The organism is Bartonella chomelii (genome assembly GCF_014138465.1).
GTDB lineage: Bacteria > Pseudomonadota > Alphaproteobacteria > Rhizobiales > Rhizobiaceae > Bartonella > Bartonella schoenbuchensis.
On sequence record NZ_JACJIR010000001.1, the window covers coordinates 396688 to 419509 of the forward strand.

Consider the following 22822-nt stretch of genomic DNA (forward strand, 5'->3'; position numbering starts at 1 on the left):
CATAATATACTGTTTTTTTGATATTTTAATGACTTGAGCTTTATAATAAACTTAGAATATAAAGCTTTCAACTTATCTTTAAAAAAGTCACTACACTTTCCTTAAAAGAGTAATTTTTTACAATAAAAATTGATAAAAATAAAAAAGAGCTAATCTTAAACAGCTATTTCTTCAATTTGGCATGGATAAATTATAATATTTAAAGTCATCTCAATTAACACGAGGCCTTTATTTATTGAAAAAGGTACAAAACTGATTACGCAAAACTTTTGTAAATTATTTTATAAAGCCTATCTTAAGCAAATATCAAAAATCAGCGTATGTAGATGAAGAAAATGAATAATACCGCATCAATTAATACAAAAGCTACCATTTCACAAATGAACGCACTTTTTGGCTAAATTGAGAATATTATAGCATTACTTCATCTAAATCTAAAACAATTGGTGGAAAACAATTTAAAATAGAAGTAATCAAAAAATCTCAAAAAGAGTAGGATAGCAACAAATAAGTTAAGAGAATCAAAATCCCTAGCCTCTACATAACTCTTTGATTTTATTAAAATCTGGCGGAGAGGAAGAGATTCGAACTCTCGAGAGCCTTTTGAGCCCTACTCCCTTAGCAGGGGAGCGCCTTCGACCACTCGGCCACCTCTCCAAAAGCGGTGCATAAACGGTATCGACAAAAAGTTCAAGACATTTTCGATTTTTTTTAAAAAATCTAAAATTTTGTTTTTTTCTGTATCTTATTTAAGACGAAAAATTAACAAATAAACATTCAGGAGATGTATTGTAACATTTTTGCCACAATAGCCTAAATAATACATGGATAACTTTTAATAAAACCATTTCGTATTATGTATATTGGGCAAAGACTAGTATGTTGTAGTTGATGAGGGGGTCGAATCTCTTTTGATGTCATTTTCTTAATCAATTCAAAAACTGCATGATTTTACCCTTAAAACTAAACTTCAATCGGAGATTAATTAATTATGAATATTAAAGCTCTTCTTTTAGGCTCTGCGGTAGTTCTTGCAGAAATTTCTAGTGCACAAGCTGATGCAACAGTTACTGCACAATCAAAGCCTATAGAATATGTGCGTGTTTGTGATGCATATGGTCCAGGATACTTTTATATTCCTGGAACAGAGACGTGCATTCGTTTATCAGGTTATGTTCGTGCTGACTTCAAAAGTGGTGATAAGATCGATGCAAAAACTAATGCCGATTTAAATAATGATCAAAAAACCTATCGTGTAGCCTCGCGCTTGACCCTTATTTTTCAAACTGCTTCTGAAACCGAATTAGGAACACTTCGTTCACATGCAGAGATCCGTTCAGAATGGAACAGTGGAAAAGATAAAAGTGGTGGAGAGCTTCGCTCTGCTTATATTGAGCTTGGTGGTTTTCGTGTAGGTCTTGATGACACAATTTTCAATCATTGGACTGGTTTTTATGGTAACGTCATCAATGATGACCTTATAGCACCAGCAGGAAATACACGTACCAATGTTATTTCTTATACTTTCAATAGCAACACCGGTTTTTCTGCTATTATCGGAGCTGAGGCAGGTAATGCTTCAGGCCCTTCTGGAAATGATTACTATTACGTTGATAAAGATGATACAATTACCAATGTTGTTGACGTTCCAAGTAAAAGCATAAAAGGTTACACTCCAAATATTCTTTTGGGTATGAAATTTTTCCAAGAATGGGGAGGTGTGTCAACAGTTGCCGCTTATGACGCTTACTATAAAAAATGGGCGGGTAAAATGCGTGTTGACTTCAATGTTAACGACTACTTAAGCCTCTGGGCTATGGGTGGTTATAAAAACAACCTTGATTATTACACCGAAAGTGATGACCATATATTATCACGAGAAAACACCACAATTTATGCAAACTGGGGCGGTAAATGGGCTGCTTGGACTGGTGCAACCTATAAGATTACACCAAAAGCAAATCTAAATGCTCAAATTTCGTACAGTGCTGCAAAAACTTTCTCAACTTCTGTGAATATTGCATACACATTGGTTCCAGGTTTCACTATTACACCTGAATTAACTTATGTTTCTTGGAATGACAATCGCAGTTTCGCTGACAAAAATTCTGAAAGAAACTATACAGCTGCTTTAAATGGAAAAAATGCTTTACAAGGTATGATTCGCTTTCAGCGCTCATTCTAACATTTTAAGAATTACGCTCTTAAAACTGGCAGTTTAAACTGCCAGTTTTTTTATTTCTTAAAAATATCCATAAAGTCATAAAGCATTAAATTTACTCATCATTATCCTATGACATAAATTGGTTGCTTTATGAAAATATTTATACGAATTAATTCGATAGCGTATTGATAAATATACATCTCAGCTTCTATATAAGTCATAAGAAATTAAGTGCAAATTTTGATCGCCAATGCAATTCCTTATAATATAGTTTCTTATTAAGATCGTGTGAATGCCTTTAAATGCTAATTTAAAATCTTGATCTACCGTTAAGAGTTTTATCTGCATATTTTCACAGGTCGAGACTATCTATCAATAACAGCCATTTAAAAACCTAATAATAAATTTATGAGTTTTAATAGCCTTTCTGATATTTGAGGATATGTACTTATGGAGTGGCAACTATATTCCTCAAAATAACAAGTCACTATTCTAATATTGCCTAGCAAACGTATTGTGCCCTGCTGGCTCTTAACCCCAATCATTGTTGAACTTTAAGGAATATGTCACGAGTACGTAGCAATAACCAATATTCTATCTTTTACGTTGGATATTATAGTGAGTGAATTAATGATAAGACATTCTTTATGCTGCTTTTTGAAAGAATGCTTAATGTTATTGGCTAATTATTTGCAATGATTTTTGCCTTCATCCTTCCAAAATATTCTAAAATCGTTGAGAACACATCTTTGCGATTGACAACATAAACATTTAAGCTGATCATAATTAGGAAATAAAATGCTCTGATTATGGTTGGAATATTATAAGCAAATATATAAAAGTTTTTATTGGCTTTCTCACAATGAAATCTTCAGAGCTTGATTAGATAATACGTGTTGGGGGTAAAGTGATATTGTATACAACCTCACTAAAGTGCACCTTATTAGTTGAATACATTTTTGTTAATCCTGCAATGCGTTTTTTAATTATGAATTTATAAGGAAAAAGTTTGTGCAAAAAAACACTCCATCAGTTAGTTGCAGTCCCTTTCCCGCCTCACGCAAAATTTATCAACAAAGTTCTCTCTTTGCTAATGTGCGTGTACCATTACGCGAGATTTCACTGACAGATGGTTGTAATGAAAAATCTTTAAACGTTTACGATACTTCAGGGCCCTATACCGATAAAGATGCTGTCATTGATATCACTAAAGGACTTCCTGCAATCAGTGAACCTTGGCTATCTGAACGTGCTGACACTGAATCTTATCCTGCTCGATTAGTCAAACCTGAAGATAATGGCTATACTCACGATAACAACCTTACACCAGCTTTTGAACAAAAACGGCCTATTTTGCGTGCAAAAAATGGAAAAACAATTACACAGATGGCTTATGCACGTGCCGGTATTATTACTGCAGAAATGGAATATGTTGCTATCCGTGAAAATGAAGGTCTAACAGAACAAGACCAACAAAAAACAGCATTAAATAATAAGGCATTTAGTGCATCAATACCAGAAATCTATACTGCAGAATTTGTGCGCAATGAAATTGCTTGCGGACGAGCTATTATTCCTAAAAATATCAATCATCCAGAATGCGAACCAATGATTATTGGGCGTAACTTTCGTGTTAAAATTAATGCTAATATCGGCAATTCAGCAGTCACTTCATCTATGGCAGAAGAAGTTGAAAAAATGGTTTGGGCCATTCGCTGGGGAGCAGATACAGTCATGGATCTTTCAACAGGGCGTAATATCCATAATATTCGTGAGTGGATTATTCGAAATTCTCCAGTTCCCATTGGAACCGTTCCAATTTACCAAGCACTCGAAAAAGTGCACGGTATTGCTGAAAATTTAACATGGGATATTTTTCGCGATACCCTCATTGAACAAGCAGAACAAGGTGTTGATTATTTTACTATTCACGCAGGAGTAAGATTACCTTTCATTCCGCTTACTATTGATCGCGTAACAGGTATTGTTTCACGTGGGGGATCTATTATGGCTAAGTGGTGTTTGTATCACCACAAAGAAAATTTTTTATATGAACATTTTGATGAAATTTGTGACATTGCACGCACATATGATGTTTCTCTTTCATTGGGTGATGGATTGCGTCCTGGTTCTATTGCTGATGCTAATGATGAAGCTCAATTTGCTGAGTTGAAAACTTTAGGAGAGTTAACAAAAATTGCATGGGAAAAAGACGTACAAGTTATGATCGAAGGACCTGGTCATGTGCCAATGCATAAAATTAAAGAAAATATGGAACAGCAACTAGCTCTTTGTCATGAAGCACCCTTTTATACCTTAGGCCCCCTTACAACTGACATTGCCCCTGGATATGACCATATTACATCAGCAATTGGAGCTGCTATGATCGGTTGGTTTGGAACTGCCATGCTTTGCTATGTAACACCTAAAGAGCATCTAGGACTACCTGACAAAAATGATGTAAAAACTGGTGTTATCACTTATAAAATTGCTGCACATGCTGCTGATCTTGCCAAAGGCCTTCCTAGAGCTCAAATGCGTGATGACACTCTTTCACGTGCACGGTTTGATTTCCGGTGGTATGATCAATTTAATCTCTCACTTGATCCAGACACAGCACGTGCTTTTCATGATGAAACTCTCCCCAAAGAAGCACATAAATTAACCCATTTTTGTTCTATGTGTGGACCAAAGTTCTGCTCAATGCGCATTTCTCATGATATCCGTGACGCAGTAGAAACAAAAAAAGTGAAAGATGAAGGCATGGTCGCCATGGCCGAACAATATCGAAAGAACGGTGATCTCTATATAGAAGCTGTTCCTACAAAAAAAGAAATAGTAAACGGTTGAAAAATATTCTTGTAAAAGGTGCAGGTGTAGGCGGTTTAACAGTTGCCTTTATGTTACAACAAAAAGGCGCAACTGTTACTGTATCTGCTCCCCCCCATTCCCCTATAGGAACTGCAAGCTGGTATGCAGGAGGTATGCTAGCGCCTTATTGTGAAAGGGAAAGCTCTGAACCAATTGTTGAAGATCTTGGCATACAAGGTTTACAATGGTGGAAAGAAATACTTCCCGAAATTGTGATACAAAAAGGCACTTTAGTCATTGCACCCACACGAGATATAACAGAACTTAAACGATTTTCAGTGCGCACCAATAATCACAAAACTATAGAAGGCTCAGAAATAGCGCATCTTGAACCTGATCTTGCAGAACGTTTTAATTATGCACTTTTTTATGAAAATGAAGCACATATTGATCCCCGTAAAGCACTGATTATTTTAAAAGAAACCCTCATAAAAAACGGAGCATGTTTTGCTGATATAGGAGTACCTGAAAAGAATTTTGACATCATTATTGATGCAACAGGAATAGCGCGTTTAGGAACAGACAAAAATATACGGGGAGTACGCGGGGAAATGCTTTTAATACGCAGTACAGATATTCAAATTTCTCGCCCCATTCGTCTTCTTCATCCGCGTATTCCTCTCTATATCGTTCCCCGAGAAGATAACATTTTTATGGTTGGAGCGACAATGATTGAAAGTGACTTTAATGGTGCAATTTCGGCAAGATCAATGATGGAATTTCTTAATGCTGCCTATACTTTGCATCCTGCTTTTGCAGAAGCAGAAATTATAGAATCTGGCGTCGGTGTACGTCCATGCTATCCTAATAATTTACCTTGCGTTAATAGACACGGTAATCATATTTCTATTAATGGTTTTTATAGACATGGTTTTCTTTTGTCTCCAGAAATGGCAAAACAAGCAGTAAAACTAGCATTGGAATAAAGCATGCAAATATTTGTCAATGGTCAAATGCTCAAAACAGAAGTAACTTACCTTAATTTACTTCTTGAAGAATTAGGTTATGAAGGAAATTGGCTAGCAACCGCTGTAAATTCCGAAGTTGTTCCTGCAGATGCACGAAATCAATTTGTTTTGCATGAAGGAGATAGAATTGAAATTCTAAGCCCAATGCAAGGAGGTTGAAACTTATGTTGAATTTTTATGGCTTTCAGTTTTCTTCCCGCCTTTTATTGGGAACAGCTCAATATCCTTCACCAGCAATTCTTCGTGAAGCCATTCGTAAATCTAATACAGAAATTGTGACAGTTTCATTACGTCGAGAAACTGCAGGCGGAAAACAAGGCGGACAATTTTGGCAATTTTTAAAAGAACTTAACGTAACAGTACTTCCTAATACTGCTGGCTGTTACACTGTTAAAGAAGCTGTTACCACAGCCCAATTAGCACGAGATCTCTTTAAGACATCTTGGATTAAACTCGAAGTTATTGGCAATTCGGATACATTACAGCCAAATGTTTTTGCCTTAGTTGAAGCAGCAAAAATTCTAAACAACGAAGGGTTTCAAATTTTTGCTTATACAACAGATGATCTCATTGTAGCTGAAAAACTCTTAGAAGCTGGCTGCCGTGTCATTATGCCTTGGTGTGCTCCTATTGGATCTGCCAAAGGCCCCTGTAACACTGACGGATTGCGTTCTATCCGTGCTTACTTGCCTGATCTTACTCTTGTTATTGATGCCGGCATTGGGCGACCATCGCACGCTGCTATTGCTATGGAACTTGGTTATGATGCAGTATTGCTCAACACCGCTGTTGCCAAAGCAGGTGACCCTGTATTAATGGCTGAAGCATTTTCTCACGCTATTAAAGCAGGACGTATGGGGTACAAAGCAGGAATCCTTGAAGCACGCAATGTAGCTGTGCCTTCAACACCAGTTATTGGGCAAGCAGTATTTTCATGAAACTTGATCCGTTTTATCTCATCGTTGACAATGCCGATTGGGTTGAACGCTTGGTTCCTCTCGGGGTTAAACTGATACAATTACGTATGAAAAACAAAAATATAGAAATAATAAACCACCATATAAAACGAGCAAAAAATATATGCGATAAATTTGGAGCACAATTAATCATTAATGATTATTGGAAAATAGCAATTGATGAAAAGTGCGATTTTATTCATCTTGGACAAGAAGATTTATGCAACGCTGACATTCCTGCAATCCGTAAAAATGGTATTAAATTTGGTCTTAGTACTCATGATGAACATGAGTTAGATATTAGTATGTCTGTTTCTCCTGAATATATTGCACTTGGTCCGATTTATCCGACAATCTTAAAAAAAATGAAATGGGCTCCACAAGGATTAGAAAAAATCAAACAATGGAAAAAACGGATTGGAGCTTTGCCTTTAGTTGGCATTGGTGGTTTAACACCAGAACGCGCAATTGATATTTTGGAAGCAGGGGCTAATAGTGCTGCTGTTGTAACTGATATTATTTTACATAAAAAACCAGAAGAGCGCACCCAACAGTGGATGAAGGTAACTCAAAAATGGCGTTAATTCCTTCTATTCTTATTGTTGCTGGTACTGATCCAACAGGTGGTGCTGGCATTGTTCGCGATATAGAGACAGCTGCATATTTTCAAACAAAAGCAAGTTTAGCAATCACCTGTGTTAATGTGCAAGATGACAACCACGTTGCCAAAATTGTACCCATGAGTGGAGAATTTGTTGGCGCACAAATGCGAGTGGCCCTAGAAGCCAATCCTATACGCGCAATCAAAATCGGAATGATAGGCACTCAAGAAATTATAGTGGAAATCTGCAATGTATTAGAAGACTACTCCCATATTCCAGTTGTTTTTGATCCTGTTCTTATTGCCTCATCAGGGGGAAAACTTACAACAGAAAAAACTACAGAAATTATGCTTAATAAACTGCTTCCTCACATTGAACTTTTAACACCTAATATGGAAGAACTAGCGCTTCTTAGCCAAAGTCCTTTAGCTTCTAATTGTGAAGAGGCAATACAACAAGCCAAAAAACTTCTTTCATTTGGTCCACGCTATATATTGATAAAAGGTGGACACGCACATGGCACTTTTGCAACCGACATTTTAATTGATAAAACTCAAGCAATAAATATTTCTGCTCCACGTTTAAAAGGAGGAATGCGTGGAACAGGTTGTATCCTTTCAAGTGCTATTGCTGCACATTTGGCATTCAACAAATCTATAACGACAGCCGTAAAAAAATCAAAAGAATACCTTTACACATTACTTTTAAATCACTCTCAAAAAGAGCATTAAAATTTTAAACACCATTCTATTTCTTTTAAAAATTGTTTTAATCCTTTTATATCACGTGAGACCTGCCTATAATGGAATAAAATAACTGGTTTTAGAGTAATCGCATGATACTAAAACATATAAATACATTGAAATGATCCATCACGCGCTTTTAACAAATACAAAATATAAAATTACCCTTACATCTTTCACATCGCATAAATCATACAGAAAACCTGTGTATCAATAAGGGCATAGATAAAAGTTCCAGTCATTTGTACACCAAAGAAAAACTATGAACTTCAATTATTGAATCTTATAATTTCATTAAGGCCAGTTTCTAAGAAATCATCAAACAATATTACTATACCTTCATTCGTAATAAAATACATTATAAAGCTTGAAGAATAATTCTGCTTGGTTTATCCATTAATGGATTGGTTACAAGTAAAAAAGCGAAATGTCAGAACAAACTCAATGTTTAATCTCATATAAAGAACTATTAAGCTTTTATAAAGAAAGTGGTGTAGATGCTGCGCTTAACGATACGCCAATTGACCGTTTTAGCCAATCTGCTATTTTAGAGCAAAAATCAAAACAAGCAGTTGATATTAGCCATCATAAACAAACTTCCCAACCCATAAAACTGCATAACAAACAACCGCATAACCTTGACAATAAAATACATGACACGCTCTCAGCCATAGAGATGGCAAAAAATGCCCATACACTTGACGAATTAAAATCTGCCCTCCTCGCCTTTAATGGTTGCTCATTAAAACTGACAGCTAAAAACACCTGTTTTTCAGATGGAACAGCAGGAAGTCCACTTATGCTCATAGGAGAAGCACCAGGACGAGACGAAGATATACAAGGAATTCCGTTTGTTGGAAAAGCAGGAATGCTACTTAACAAAATATTGGCATCCATTGGTCTAACAAGAAAAAATGTTTACATAGCAAACACTATTCCATGGCGCCCACCTGGAAATCGCACACCAACACCAAGAGAGGTTGCATTATGTCGCCCCTTTATTGAACGGCAAATTGAGCTAGCTAACCCTCGTGTTCTTATTGCGCTAGGAGGAACTGCTGCACAATTTCTTACGGGGGCTCAAGGCGGAATTATACGCATAAGGGGAAAATGGCAAATCTATGAGAGCGCAAATAACGTTAAAATACCTGTTATGCCAACTTTTCATCCTGCTTATCTTTTACGAACCCCTAGTCAAAAAAAGCTTACATGGATGGATTTTCTAGAAGTAAAAGACCGTCTCAATAATCTTTTATAACTTATTGATCTTCCTTCTTTTAAAACATAAACGCTTAATTACTCATATTCCCAAATACAATAAGGAAAAAATTATGAAACAACCAACTATTCCCACTTATCGTTTGGAAGATTATCAGCCCACACCTTACGCTATACCCAAAACGCAGCTTGATTTTTGCTTGGAACCAACAAAAACTCGTGTTACAGCAACATTGCTGATTGAGCCTCGTGAAAATATAAAAAAATTAACACCTTTGGTACTTTCTGGTGATGAACTTACATTAATTTCTGTTGCCATAAATGATGAAAAATTAGCCGATAATGCTTACAAAAGCACCCCTTCATATCTGGAAATTACAACTCCACCTACTTCTCCTTTTACATTGCAATTGGTTACAGAATTAAACCCTGAAAATAACCGCAAACTCATGGGGCTTTACCTTTCAAACGGTGTTTATTGCACACAGTGTGAAGCGGAAGGTTTTCGCCGTATTACTTATTTTTATGACCGCCCAGATGTTCTTTCCACTTATACAGTAAGAATTGAAGCAGATTCTCACACAATTCCTATCTTGCTTTCTAATGGTAACCTTGTTGAAACAGGAACCCTTGATAACAACCGTCACTTTGCTATTTGGGAAGACCCTTATCCGAAACCATCCTACCTCTTTGCTCTAGTTGGTGGAGATCTTGATGAGTTAGAAGATCATTTTACCACGGAATCTGGACGACGTGTCAAACTTGGCATCTATGTAGAAAAAGGAAAAACAAAACGAGCAATCTATGCGATGGATGCACTCAAGCGCTCCATGCGTTGGGATGAGCAGTACTTTGGACGCGAATATGATCTTGATGTTTTCAATATTGTTGCTGTCTCAGATTTCAATATGGGTGCAATGGAAAATAAAGGATTAAACATTTTTAATGATAAATATGTCCTTGCAGACCATGAAACAGCAACTGACCATGATTACCGAAATGTTGAGCGTGTTATTGCACATGAATATTTCCACAATTGGACGGGAAATCGTATTACGTGCCGTGATTGGTTCCAGCTCTGTTTAAAAGAAGGATTAACTGTTTATCGTGATCAGGAATTTTCTGCAGATCAAAATGTACGCAGCCTACAGCGAATTGAAAACATAAAAACTCTGAAAGCTACACAATTTTCTGAAGATGCTGGTCCATTGGCTCATCCTGTACGACCTCGTCAATATAGTCAAATCAACAATTTTTATACTACGACTATCTATGAGAAAGGAGCAGAAGTGGTCCGCATGGTGCACACTATTTTAGGCCCTACTCTGTTTCGTAAAGGTATGGATCTCTATTTTCAACGCCATGATGGACAAGCATGCACTATTGAGGATTTTATCGCCTGTTTTGCTGAAGTCTCTGGTAAAGATTTTTCACAATTTATGTTGTGGTATGAACAAGCTGGTACGCCTCATGTGAAAATCGATAGTGATTATAACAATGGCGTTTTAAAGATTCATGCAAAACAACATATTCCAGCAACACCACAACAAAACGAAAAAAAACCTATGCTCATTCCTATCGCTTTTGGTTTACTGGGGCATAAGGGAGAAGAATTAACTTATGAATCTGATGCAAATATTCAAGCAGATGTTATGATACTATCTCAAGAAACTCAGACCTTTACATTAAAAGGATTGAGTGAAAAGCCTATTTTATCACTTCTCAGAAATTTTTCTGCCCCTATTACTTTACAAACCCCATTCAATGAAGATGAACTGATCTTTCTTGCTAAAAACGATAGTAATCAAATTAATCGCTGGCAATCACTCAACCATTTGATAACGCAAGCCCTTATTCAAGTAATTAAAGATAAAACGCTAGAAAAGAGTGGCATGCCCTCTAATTTGCTAGAACTCATCGAAATTATCGTTAAAGATGAAAATCTTGAACCTGAATTTCGTGCATTTTGCTTAAGCTTACCTAACGAAGTTGAACTTGCTCGCACACTTGCTGAAAATGTCGATCCAGATCGTATTCATCACGTGCGTAATCAATTTTTAGCTTCTATCGCACACACTCATCAAGAACTCTTAACAAAAATCTACACGCAGATGGAGATAAAAGAGCCCTATTCACCAAACACTGCACAAATTGGAAAACGAGCATTACGCAATGTTATATTAGACTATCTTTCTATTGCAGAAAACAAACCAGACCGTGCTGCCACACAATATGCAATGGCTGATAACATGACTGACCGCGTGGCCAGCATAACGATTTTAGTGCAACACTTTAATGAAAGTAAACAAGCACAAGACGCCTTAAATGATTTTGAAAACCGATATCGTCACGATCCTTTGGTTATGGATAAATGGTTTTCTATTCAAGCAATGGTTGCTGGAGAGGCAACACTTAGTCAGATTCAAAAACTTATGAAACATCCGCTCTTTTCAAAGGATAATCCTAATCGAGTTCGTGCCCTGATTGGTGCCTTTGCAGCAGGAAACCAAACAGGTTTTAATAGAGTTGATGGAGCAGCTTATCATTTCCTTTGCCAAATCATCTTAGAAATTGATAAAAAGAATCCACAGCTTTCTTCGAGATTATTAACAATTATGCGCTCTTGGCGACAATGGGAGCCCATTCGGCAGCAGAAACTTGAAACTGCATTAAAAACAATTGCAGCAGCACCTAAATTGTCAAGTGATGTAGCAGATATCATTAATCGTATGCTCAATTAAAATATATTTATAATCAATATATTATAAGATGTTTTGAAGATAAATTAGAAATATCTATTCAATAAAGGTAAGCTCATAAACAAGTCGTGCAAGCTTGTTTATGAGCAATATTAAAGCGTTTTCAATAGTCAATAATTTACGTTCATAGCAGTAAAATTACTTTCTCCTAAAAAAAAGACTAGACAGAAGACTCCTGTTTTGATTCACTGTACCCACTGGTTTGTTATGAGTACAGAAATAGTTTTCCAGTCATATTATTCATGATTAGAGGAACCAGAAATGGAGAAATTGGACGTATATAATGCGCCCACAGGAATATATTCCGATTCAAAGCCGAGCGTTCAAAATCGCAAGGCACAGGAAGCGTATATTGATTTACTTTCTGGTTCAATTCATAAAAAACTTTTATCGATTGAGCCTTGGCTACGTCGGTCTATTCCGTTTATCATCATTCTTTTTCTCATTGTGTTAGCAGCAGTCCGCTTTGTGTCAATTTATGACTTACGCCATACAATTGATAAAGATACGCGCTCTACAATGAATCTATTAGCTGCTCACATCGTAAATACGATTGATCGTGACTTATCTACCATTACCAAGCAAGGAAAAACTACCAGCCTTTCTCATAGTCATTTAGAAGATATCCTTGTTGATCTGCGTAACCAAAACCTTGTCAATACCAATACTATAATCGCTATAGTCGATCAAAATGAAAATGTTTTAGCTTCATCTAGTTCAGAGGTAATCTTAGGAAAACCTTTAAAAAATTTCATCTCTGAAAATGCCGCTTTAGAGTCTCTTAAACAGCACACTGGCGCTACACAAATCAAAATAGGAACAGAACCTGCCTTAGCTTTACTCAGCCAAACAAAAAATAGTCAATATAGCGTATTTATGAGTGAGAAAACACACGACATCTATATGGAATGGCGTAAAATCTTCTCATTAAATATGACCTTATTCATAGGAACCACCGGTATTATACTGGCTCTTCTTTATGCATATTATAACCAAGTTTCACGCGCACATAATATGGATCTGGTTTCAGAAAAAAATCAAAACCGTATCGATATGGCAATGATGCGTGGACGTTGTGGATTGTGGGATTGGAATATGGCAAGCGGTCGAGTATATTGGTCACGAGCCATGTATGAAATGCTTGGTTATGTGCCTCAAGATGCATTGCTGTCAATTTCTCAAATTACTGCCATCATCAACCCAACTGATACTAATTTCTTTGATCTTGCTCAGGAATTAATGAGCGGTGAAAAAAAACACATCGATATTAATATTCCCATGCGTCATGCTGATGGTCATTATATATGGATGCGTTTTCGTGCTGAAGTTACTGAAGGAGAAGAGCCTCATTTAGTTGGTATTTCCTTCGATATTAGCGAACAACGTCAACTTGCTGAACAAACAGCACAAGCTGATCTTCGTATTCGCGATGCTATTGAAAATATTTCAGAATCTTTTGTATTGTGGGATTCTGAAGGGCGTTTAGTTATGTCCAATAGCAAATTTTGCGAATATGCAGCTATCCCCAAACAAATGCTGCAATCAGGCATTCAACGTGCAACTGTTGAAGCTATGGCACGTCCTGCTATTAGTGAATATCTCCTCAAAGAAGATGGAACTGGTAACCTAACCAGTATTCGCCAAACCGCAGATGGATGCTGGCTCAAAATTAATGAACGGCGTACACAAGATGGAGGGCTTGTTTGCACTGGTACTGACATTTCCGAACTTAAACAACAGCAAGAAAAATTTAAAAACAGCGAAAAAAGCCTTTTTTCTTTCATTCAAGAACTCAAACGTGCACGAGGAAATGCCCAGCAACGTGCAACAGAGGTTGAAAAACTGAACAAAAGTCTGCAAGCAGAAAAAGAGCGAGCTGAAAGTGCTAATAAAGCTAAATCAGAATTTTTAGCCAATATATCCCATGAATTACGTACCCCTCTTAACGCTATTCTTGGTTTTTCAGATATCATGTTGCAATCTACCTTTGGTCCTCTTGGTTCACAACGCTATAAAGAATATATGCGTGATATTCACAATTCAGGAACTCATCTTTTAACTCTCATCAATGATATCCTCGATATGTCAAAAATCGAAGCTGGAAGATTTACTCTTGATTGTAAAAACATTGATCTTGGACCAATCATCAGTGAAGCAGTTCGAACACTTACCCCACAAGCACAAGAAAAAAAGGTTTCCGTTACAGAGAATATTGCACCAAAACTTCATGCTGAAGTTGATTGCCGTGCTATAAGACAGATTTTCCTTAATCTTATTTCCAATGCCGTTAAGTTTACACCTTCTGGTGGCAATATTGATGTTTGTGCCTTCCAGAAAGAAAATAACCTTATCTTTAAAATAAAAGATACAGGAGTTGGTATTCCTCAAGCAGCAATCAAAAAACTTGGGCAACCCTTTGAACAAGTTGAAAATCAATTTACCAAAACTCATACCGGCTCAGGCCTTGGGTTAGCTATTTCTCGTTCTCTCGTTAAACTACACAAAGGAAAACTTGAAATTACTTCTAAAGAAGAAAAAGGTACAACTGTAACTATTACAATGCCAATTCAACAAAATTAAAATTTTCAAACAAAATATTCTTGCCGTTCTCGATGGAGCAAAATTTGTTTTCGTTGAATACCCCAACGATAACCTGCAATAGCGCCATTTTTGTATATCACACGATGGCAAGGAATGACTAATGCCAACTTATTATGTGCACACGCATTTGCAACCGCACGAACAGCCTTCGGCATACCGATATGTTGCGCTAATTCTTTATAAGAGACCGTTTCCCCGCACTGTACTTCACATAATGCACTCCACACTTTTTGCTGAAAAGCCGTACCTTTAATATCTAATTGTAAATCATGATGTTCTACCAATTTAGGAGTTTCCACCATTGCTATAATATGCGCAATTTCTCTATTTAATATATTGTCATCAATATTGTATTGCACATTGGTTATTTTCAATTCCTGTAATAACTGTCCGGCAGTATCGCCTAAAGCTATATTACAAATACCTTTGCGAGATTTTGCAATTAAGAGAACCCCTATTGATGTCTCTTTTAAGATAACAACAATCGCATCTTGCGAATTCTTGTTCTTAAGCCCTATCATGAATGTTTTTCGAGAATTGAGTTAACACTTTGTACAATTTAATCTTCTAACAAAATGGAAATTTTATGATTTTATGATAAAGCGTATTCAATCTTTAAACACCTGTGTAAAAATTGAATGTACCAATTGGCCTGTTTCTTCAATAAGTTTCTCAACGCGCAGCAAATCAGGCTCACCAACGCTATGTAATAAGAGATCACCTAGTCCAGGCGGCATATCATCAGGATTAAGATAATCATTTAAGCAAAGACGTATAATTTGACTCAAATTTGTATAAAGGCAATAAGCGTGATGTAATTCAGAAATAAGTGATTGATCAAGAAAACTTTTCGGTAAATGAGAAAGAATATCAGCAGTCGTCGTTCCAATCTGGAATTCAATCATATGAGTTATAAGAGCATATTGAGCAATAAATTCAAGCTCCATAATTCCACCAGGTATAGTTTTTAAATCCCATCGATTTTTTGGTGGTTTCTTCTGCTCAATTAAAGCACGCATTTCACGTACTTCTTTTGCTATCATTTTCTTGTCGCGAGGAAGTGCAATAATTGCACGAACCTCATTTTCTAATTTTTGTAAAAAATCAGCATCGCCAGCTATACCCCGTGCTCGGGTTAAAGCAAGATGTTCCCATATCCATGCTTCCTTACGCTGATATTTTGCAAAAACTTCAAAAAAAACAGCAACAGGCCCTTTATTGCCCAATGGTCTCAATCGTAAATCAACCGCATAAAGGACACCTTGACCTGTAGAAGAAGATAAAGCAGAAACAAAACGTTGTGTTAGACGAGTATAATATTGGGAAACATAAAGAGGCTTTTCTCCATCAGATTTTTCTGCGTCCTCATCATGATCATAAAGCACAATAAGATCGACATCTGAACCTGCAGTTAATTCACAGCTTCCAAGCTTACCCATACCTAATATGCCAATACGTCCTCCTTTAACATGACCATGACAACGAGAAAATTCTTCTTGAACAACAGCAATCGTTTTTGCAATCATAAGATCTGCAAGTGTAGTAAAAGCAAAGCCTGCTTTATCTCCTGTAATTGTACCGTTCAAAAGCCGGATACCAATCAAAAAACGTTGTTCATCTGCAAAAATTCTTAAACGATCCAGAATATCTTCATAAGCAGTTACACCCTCAAGGAAATAATTAATTTGATTTTCTAGATAAGCTTTTGTCGGTAATTCTGAAAAAATTGTTGGATCTAGCATTCCATCAAAAACATGCGGTTTACGTGTAATAATTTCCGCAAGGCGCGGAGCTGCTCCCATAATACGTACCAACATATTCAAAAGAGATGGATTAGACTGCAATAAACTAAAAAGTTGAATCCCTGAAGGTAAACCTTGCAAAAAACTATCAAAACGCAACATCGCCTGATCAGCTCTTTTAGTAGCACCGAAAGCTTTCAAAAGTGCTGGTGTAAGTTCCGTTAGCCTTTCACGTGCTTCAGCAGATTGAGTGGCTTTATAACGCCCACAATGCAGCGTGCGCATAATACGACAAATATCACTAGCCCTTTCAAAACCTAAACGACTTAATGTGATAAGTGTTTCGGGATCATCTTCTTCACCTGTAAAAACTAAATTACCAATTTCCAAGCCAAGTTCTTGTTCATGCTCAAATAACGCTGCATAATGTTTTTCAACTATTTTAAGTGTTTCTAATAAATCACTAATAAAGCAGTCTTTCTTTTTATACCCCATCAAATATGCAACGCTAGTGAATTGAGAAACATCCTCTGGTAAAATATGCGTTTGCTCATCTGCAAACATTTGAATACGGTGTTCAACATTACGTAAAAAAGCATAACTTTTTATAAGACTATCTCTAGTTTCCTTACCAATCCAACCAAGATTATGAAGTTCTTTCAACATTGCAACTGTCTCACGTCCACGCAATTGAGGAAAGCGTCCACCTGCAATTAACTGTTGTGTCTGAACAAAAAATTCAATCTCACGAATACCACCTCTTCCCAATTTTATATTATGGCCAAAAGCAGCAATCTGACCATAATTTTTATACGCATGGATTTGACGTTTGATAGAATGAATATCAGCAATAGCAGCATAGTCTAAATATTTTCGCCATATATAAGGTGAAAGATCTTTCAGTACATTAAAACCTGCAATAATATCACCTGCCACCGGACGTGCTTTAATCATAGCTGCACGTTCCCAATTTTGTCCACGTCCTTCATAATAACGCAAAGCTGCTCCTACCGGTAATGCTAAAGGCGTTGAACCCGGATCAGGACGAAGTCGCAAATCAAGCCGAAAAACATATCCATCAGCAGTGCGAGCTTGAATGATATGAATCAATCGACGTACTATTTTAGAGAATATATCGACACTTTCACAAAAATCACTAATCTGAGGCAACGTGTCATCAATAAAAATAATAAGATCTATATCAGAAGAATAATTAAGTTCTCCTGCACCAAACTTTCCCATACCTAAAATAATCAAACCACAATTTTGTTCTGGATTGTCACGATTAAGCAAATTAATCTTTCCATGATCATGTGCTTCCCTTAAAAGAAAACGTAAAGCCGCACCCAAAGCCGCTTCACCCAAGCGGGTTAACCACATACATGATACTGCGCAAGTAAAAATACCACTTAAATCAGCTAAAGCGATAAGAACATGTGCTTCTTTTTTCTTGCGTCTTAAAGCCGCCATTAATGAAGCTTCATGAATATCTTCAACTCTATCGATAGCTGCAATATCTTCTATAATTTTGCTAAGCCTTGTTTCTATATCAACGTCCAATAAGGAATTAAGATAAGATGGATTGGCAATCAAAGCTCCACGCAAAAAAGGAGATAAAGTCATAACTGCACTAATGAAGTCAACCTGTTCTCCCCCAACTGTAATATAGGAAACCAATGATTCTAAATTTTCTTTTCTTGCTTGTTCTGTAATATCCTTCAACCATTGAGAACCACTTTCATCAAGTGGACGTAAAGAGAGAAGCTGTGTTTTTAAAAAAGCTTTTTTCATCTACATTTCCTTGAGGAAGCATTTTGAGTTTCGTTTATTGTATTTACATTATAGACTTAGAAAAACAGTCTTACACACATCAAATAAGGTAATGAGAAATAAACAAATATTAAGGGAACATCAAAACAGCTCTAAGCCCTGGGTTTGCATCTTCAAGTAACAGCTCTCCCCCATGAAATTTCATAACAGCTTTTGCTATACTTAAACCAATACCACAACCAGGCTGTGTGCGGCTTTTCTCAAGACGAACAAACCGTTCTGTTACTTTTTCACGCTTATCTTCTGCAATTCCCGGACCATTATCACTAACCACAACGAGCAAACATTCGCCACGGCATTCCATTGATAAAGAAATTTCTGTATTTTTTTCACCACTAGGTGCATATTTGATTGCATTATCAATGAGATTAAAAATCGATTGTGCAATAAGCTCACGATTGAGCCTGACCTCTTTATCAAATACATGCCCTAATCGAAGCAAAATACCCGCTTCTTCAGCAAAAGGTTCATAAAGTTCAACCGCATCTTCAAGAATTAACTTCACATTCATGGGTTCAAGATGCGCAACAGAACTGCTCGCTTCAATGCGGGAAATCATCAAAATAGCATTAAAAGTACGAATAAGTTGATCTGATTCAGCAATAACATCATCCAGCGCTTGCCGATATTCAAGCTCTGTCTTTTGCCCTGACAGCGCCTCTTCAGCGCGATTTCTAAGACGTGTTAGCGGCGTCTTAAGATCATGAGCAATATTATCTGATACCTGACGTAGACCAATATTTAATTCTTCAATACGATCTAACATAACATTGAGATTAGCTGATAGTCGATCAAACTCATCACCTGCTTGAGAAACAGGTAAGCGCTCACTAAAATCACCATCCATTAAATGTTGTGATGCAGCCGTGACACGATCAATCCTCTGCAACGCCCGTCTGCCAACAAAAAACCATATTAGCAAAGCCCCTCCAACCATTGCTATAAGAGCAATCACCACAGCTTTACGAATAACCTTTGCAAAACGTTCTGGTTCATCTAAATCCCGTCCAACAAGAAGTTTCATAGCATTTGGTAAATCAACAACAACTGCTAAAGCACGATGCTCACTTGTTTTGCCATGTTCTCCAAAACGTGAATATAAAAAAGAATCCGAAAGAAAGCCATTATATTTAAGTAAACCAGGTTCAATACGCGCAACATTGCCTGTTAAAATACGCCCCATAGGATCAGTAACAAGATAAAGAAAAGCCCCAGGTTGTCGCGAACGATAATCAATAGTACGCATTAATAAAGACAACCCACCATAATTATAAGCGCTTTCAATATTCCTTAATTCTTCACGTAAAGCTTGTTCAGTTTGATCTGTTAATAATGAGACAGCAAATGCTGTCATATAAATAGAAAGACCAGCTGCAACCAAACTAAACAATAAAATATAAAGTGCAGAAAGCCTTAGAGCAGTTGTGCGCATTATATTGATTAAACGGTTCATATTGTTTTGTCTGGAGCCTTTAGCATATATCCAGCTCCACGTACCGTATGTAAAAGTGGAATATCAAAGTCTTTTTCAATTTTTGCTCTTAAGCGAGATATATGAACATCAATTACATTTGTTTGTGGATCGAAATGATAATCCCAAACATTTTCCAAAAGCATAGTGCGTGTAACAACCTGACCAGCATACCGCATTAAATATTCAAGCAAACGAAATTCGCGTGGTTGTAATATGATATTTATTCCACCACGTTTTACTGTATGCGCTAACCGATCAAGCTCAAGATTGCCTACGCAATAAACAGTTTCTGCTTCTTTAGGACTTTTCCGTCGTTGCAATACTTCAACACGTGCAAGAAGCTCTGAAAATGCATAAGGCTTTGTCAGATAATCGTCACCTCCTGCACGTAAACCCGTTACACGATCATCAACTTGCCCTAAAGCAGAAAGAATAAGAACGGGCGTTTCATTACCTTTGGCACGTAATTCAGAAACAATGGACAAACCATCACGATATGGGAGCATCCGATCAACAACCATAACATCATAATTGCCTGTTTCAGCCAAAGAATAACCTGTGTCCCCGTCACAAGCAATATCAGCTGTATATCCTACTTCCAAAAACGCTTTTTCAAGATAACGTCCTGTTTCACGATCATCTTCAATGACAAGTATCTTCATAAAACGCTTCTCCAATTATTTTATTAAACAATTATGGGACAGAAATTTATAAAAATTCTGCCCCATTGTTAACAGACGTTATTTCTTAACAATTTGAAGAGCAATAAAACGATTTTGATCATTTGTACGCACTTGCAATAATATTGCATTTCGTCCTAGCTTTTGCGCATTCTTAATTGTATCAGTAATATCAGACACCTTTTTGACCGGTTTATTATTAACTGTTACAATTACATCACCAGGGCGAATTCCCTTCTCTGCTGCTTCTGAATCCGAATCCACATCGTTTACAACCATTCCTGTGCTATCATCAGAAGGGGTCACAATCAAACCGTAATCTTCTAGCGTTTCATTCGAACTTTGTTGCTTACTTGATGAAGACCTTGAAGCCTCTTTCTTATTTTCACTTTCTGGCATTGCATCAAGCTTAACCTTAATTTTTTCTTCTTTGCCAGATCTCCAAACATTTAAGACTGCTGTTTCTCCCGGTCTAATATGTGCAATACGTCTTGCTAGATCACGCGCATCAGTAACTTTTTCACCATTTACTGCAATAATCACATCACCTGTTTTAATACCAGCCTTTTCTGCAGGCCCTTTAAGCGGATCAGTAACTAAAGCACCCTTGGTTTCTTTTAAACCTACTGAATCAGAAATTTCCTTGGTTACTGGTTGAATCTGAACACCAAGCCAACCACGTTGAACTGAACCTTTTTCAATAAGCTGCTTTACAACCTGTTTTGCTGTTGTTGCAGGGATAGCAAATGCAATTCCAACGTTTCCTCCAGAAGGAGAAAAAATTGCTGTATTAATCCCAACAACTTGCCCATTAAGATTAAAAGTTGGCCCACCAGAATTTCCCCTATTAACAGCAGCATCAATCTGAATAAAATCATCATAAATACCAGCACCGATATCACGTCCACGTGCTGAAACAATCCCTGCTGTTACAGTTCCACCAAGACCAAATGGATTACCAACAGCAACAACCCAATCGCCAACATAAAGCTTTGAATCATCAGCAAAATCAACATATGGGAATGTTCGTTTATCATCTACTTTTAACACTGCTAAATCAGTTCGAGAATCTGTTCCAATCAGTTTGGCATTAAGTTCTGTACCATCATCAAGAACAACAGAATAGCTTGTTCCATCAGAAATTACGTGATCATTAGTCACAATATAACCATCAGATGAAATAAAAAAACCAGATCCAAAAGCTATAGGACGGGGTTTATGCGAACGATGAGAATGCTTACTGTTAGGCCAACCACGGTCATAAAACTCTTTGAAAAATTTTTTAAAAGGATGTTGATCTGGTAATTGATCAATACCTGGAGCACTAAAAAAGCCATCAAAGAACCACTCTTCTTTTTTTGCATTGCTCTTCACCTGCACTGAAACAACTGCAGGCTTTACTTGAGACACAATATTTGCAAACCCCTGCTGCTGCACTGATGGAACAAATACAGGATCTGCATGAGCTTCTGTCATCCAAAAGTTTGATCCACTCAAAAACATTGTACTTGCTAAAACCGTAGAAAGACCTATTGCCGGCGATATCATACGGAAGATTGGTTTAACCATTTTGTGTGCTCCTATTTAGTAATATTGAGGTCTTTATAAAATTAGTAATAAAACAACAGACCTTACCGTTTTCTGTCTAAATCGTTAAAGTTTTGTAAGGTTAGACAAACAACAATTCATAATAATAAATAGAGACAAAGCATTAATTTAAACAGACCAAACTTCTTTTCTGTATATAATTTATTTCACTTTGATAACATTTTAGTCATCTCTATTCATTTAGTTTTGAAAGCAATTAATTTTGAGCGTTTACGGCGTTTTATTTGAAAAAATATAACACTGATACCCATGATAAGAAATATCAGAGGAAATAACCATAAAAACCATGTTACTTTATTGAATGGTAATTCTAATAAAATAAATTCACCATATCTTTCAACAAGGAAATCAATAATCTGTTGATCACTATCACCTGCTTTTAAACGTTCACGTATTAAAAGGCGTAAATCATGTGCCAATGGAGCATCTGAATCATTAATCGATTGATTGTAGCAAACTGGGCAACGTAACTGTGATGAAATATTACGAGCCCGTGATTCAAGTATTGGGTCTTCTAAAATTTCATGTGGCTCTACTGCTATCACAAATTGTATAGGAGAAAGGATAACACAAAAAATAAAAGCCAAAAAGCAAAACCTTTTCATC

General features: G+C 36.7%; 16 protein-coding genes and 1 tRNA gene. 10 read left to right on the forward strand and 7 right to left on the reverse strand.

Features of this window, described 5'->3' with window-relative positions; translation table 11 throughout:
• Window positions 1-566 precede the first annotated feature (566 nt).
• Window positions 567-657 (reverse strand) — tRNA-Ser (locus tag GGR10_RS01710).
• A 334-nt stretch (window positions 658-991) separates the two neighbouring features.
• On the opposite strand from GGR10_RS01710, the gene GGR10_RS01715 reads away from it, so the two are divergent.
• The 10 genes from GGR10_RS01715 (at window position 992) to GGR10_RS01760 (ending at window position 14861) form a co-directional block, all read left to right on the forward strand.
• Window positions 992-2185: a porin gene (locus GGR10_RS01715; RefSeq protein ID WP_182479620.1), complete on the forward strand. Its 1194-nt coding sequence runs from the start codon at window positions 992-994 to the stop codon at window positions 2183-2185.
• 990 nt (window positions 2186-3175) lie between these two features.
• Window positions 3176-5014, forward strand: coding sequence for a phosphomethylpyrimidine synthase ThiC (thiC, locus tag GGR10_RS01720; protein WP_182479621.1), 1839 nt, complete (start codon window positions 3176-3178; stop codon window positions 5012-5014).
• Window positions 5011-5961 (forward strand): FAD-dependent oxidoreductase, encoded by a 951-nt coding sequence (locus GGR10_RS01725; RefSeq protein ID WP_010703521.1) that lies wholly within the window; start codon window positions 5011-5013, stop codon window positions 5959-5961. Before thiC ends, GGR10_RS01725 begins: the two co-directional genes overlap by 4 nt.
• A 3-nt stretch (window positions 5962-5964) precedes the next feature.
• Window positions 5965-6162, forward strand: coding sequence for a sulfur carrier protein ThiS (gene thiS, locus GGR10_RS01730; RefSeq protein WP_182479622.1), 198 nt, complete (start codon window positions 5965-5967; stop codon window positions 6160-6162).
• A gap of 5 nt (window positions 6163-6167) precedes the next feature.
• The gene (locus tag GGR10_RS01735; protein WP_182479623.1) at window positions 6168-6941 is read left to right on the forward strand and encodes a thiazole synthase; all 774 of its coding nucleotides are present in this window, start codon (window positions 6168-6170) and stop codon (window positions 6939-6941) included.
• Window positions 6938-7543, forward strand: a complete 606-nt coding sequence (locus GGR10_RS01740) for a thiamine phosphate synthase (protein WP_182479624.1) — start codon at window positions 6938-6940, stop codon at window positions 7541-7543. Before GGR10_RS01735 ends, GGR10_RS01740 begins: the two co-directional genes overlap by 4 nt.
• The gene (locus GGR10_RS01745) at window positions 7534-8292 is read left to right on the forward strand and encodes a hydroxymethylpyrimidine/phosphomethylpyrimidine kinase (RefSeq protein ID WP_182479625.1); all 759 of its coding nucleotides are present in this window, start codon (window positions 7534-7536) and stop codon (window positions 8290-8292) included. The genes GGR10_RS01740 and GGR10_RS01745 overlap by 10 nt, the downstream gene beginning before the upstream one ends.
• 439 nt (window positions 8293-8731) lie before the next feature.
• Entirely contained in the window at window positions 8732-9562 is an 831-nt protein-coding gene (locus GGR10_RS01750; protein ID WP_182479626.1) for a uracil-DNA glycosylase, read from the forward strand.
• Between the two features lie 73 nt (window positions 9563-9635).
• On the forward strand, window positions 9636-12263 hold the full coding sequence (gene pepN, locus GGR10_RS01755) for an aminopeptidase N (protein WP_182479627.1): 2628 nt from the start codon (window positions 9636-9638) through the stop codon (window positions 12261-12263).
• Window positions 12264-12542: 279 nt separating this feature from the next.
• Window positions 12543-14861 carry a PAS domain-containing sensor histidine kinase gene (locus GGR10_RS01760; RefSeq protein WP_182479628.1) on the forward strand — a complete coding sequence of 773 codons (2319 nt, stop codon included), beginning with the start codon at window positions 12543-12545 and terminating at the stop codon, window positions 14859-14861.
• 5 nt (window positions 14862-14866) lie between these two features.
• Here GGR10_RS01760 and GGR10_RS01765 read toward each other — a convergent pair whose 3' ends face one another.
• The 6 genes from GGR10_RS01765 to GGR10_RS01790 all read right to left on the reverse strand — a co-directional run bounded on the left by GGR10_RS01765 (window position 14867) and on the right by GGR10_RS01790 (window position 22821).
• Window positions 14867-15403 (reverse strand): methylated-DNA--[protein]-cysteine S-methyltransferase, encoded by a 537-nt coding sequence (locus GGR10_RS01765; protein ID WP_182479629.1) that lies wholly within the window; start codon window positions 15401-15403, stop codon window positions 14867-14869.
• Window positions 15404-15490: 87 nt separating this feature from the next.
• Window positions 15491-18415: a bifunctional [glutamine synthetase] adenylyltransferase/[glutamine synthetase]-adenylyl-L-tyrosine phosphorylase gene (locus GGR10_RS01770; protein ID WP_182479630.1), complete on the reverse strand. Its 2925-nt coding sequence runs from the start codon at window positions 18413-18415 to the stop codon at window positions 15491-15493.
• A gap of 109 nt (window positions 18416-18524) precedes the next feature.
• Window positions 18525-19907 (reverse strand): sensor histidine kinase, encoded by a 1383-nt coding sequence (locus GGR10_RS01775; RefSeq protein ID WP_182479631.1) that lies wholly within the window; start codon window positions 19905-19907, stop codon window positions 18525-18527.
• Window positions 19904-20590 carry a response regulator transcription factor gene (locus GGR10_RS01780; RefSeq protein ID WP_182479632.1) on the reverse strand — a complete coding sequence of 229 codons (687 nt, stop codon included), beginning with the start codon at window positions 20588-20590 and terminating at the stop codon, window positions 19904-19906. Before GGR10_RS01780 ends, GGR10_RS01775 begins: the two co-directional genes overlap by 4 nt.
• 78 nt (window positions 20591-20668) lie before the next feature.
• Window positions 20669-22177, reverse strand: coding sequence for a Do family serine endopeptidase (locus GGR10_RS01785; protein ID WP_182479633.1), 1509 nt, complete (start codon window positions 22175-22177; stop codon window positions 20669-20671).
• 215 nt (window positions 22178-22392) lie between these two features.
• Complete coding sequence (locus GGR10_RS01790) at window positions 22393-22821, reverse strand: cytochrome c-type biogenesis protein (protein WP_182479634.1); 429 nt, start codon at window positions 22819-22821, stop codon at window positions 22393-22395.
• Window position 22822: the final 1 nt, after the last annotated feature.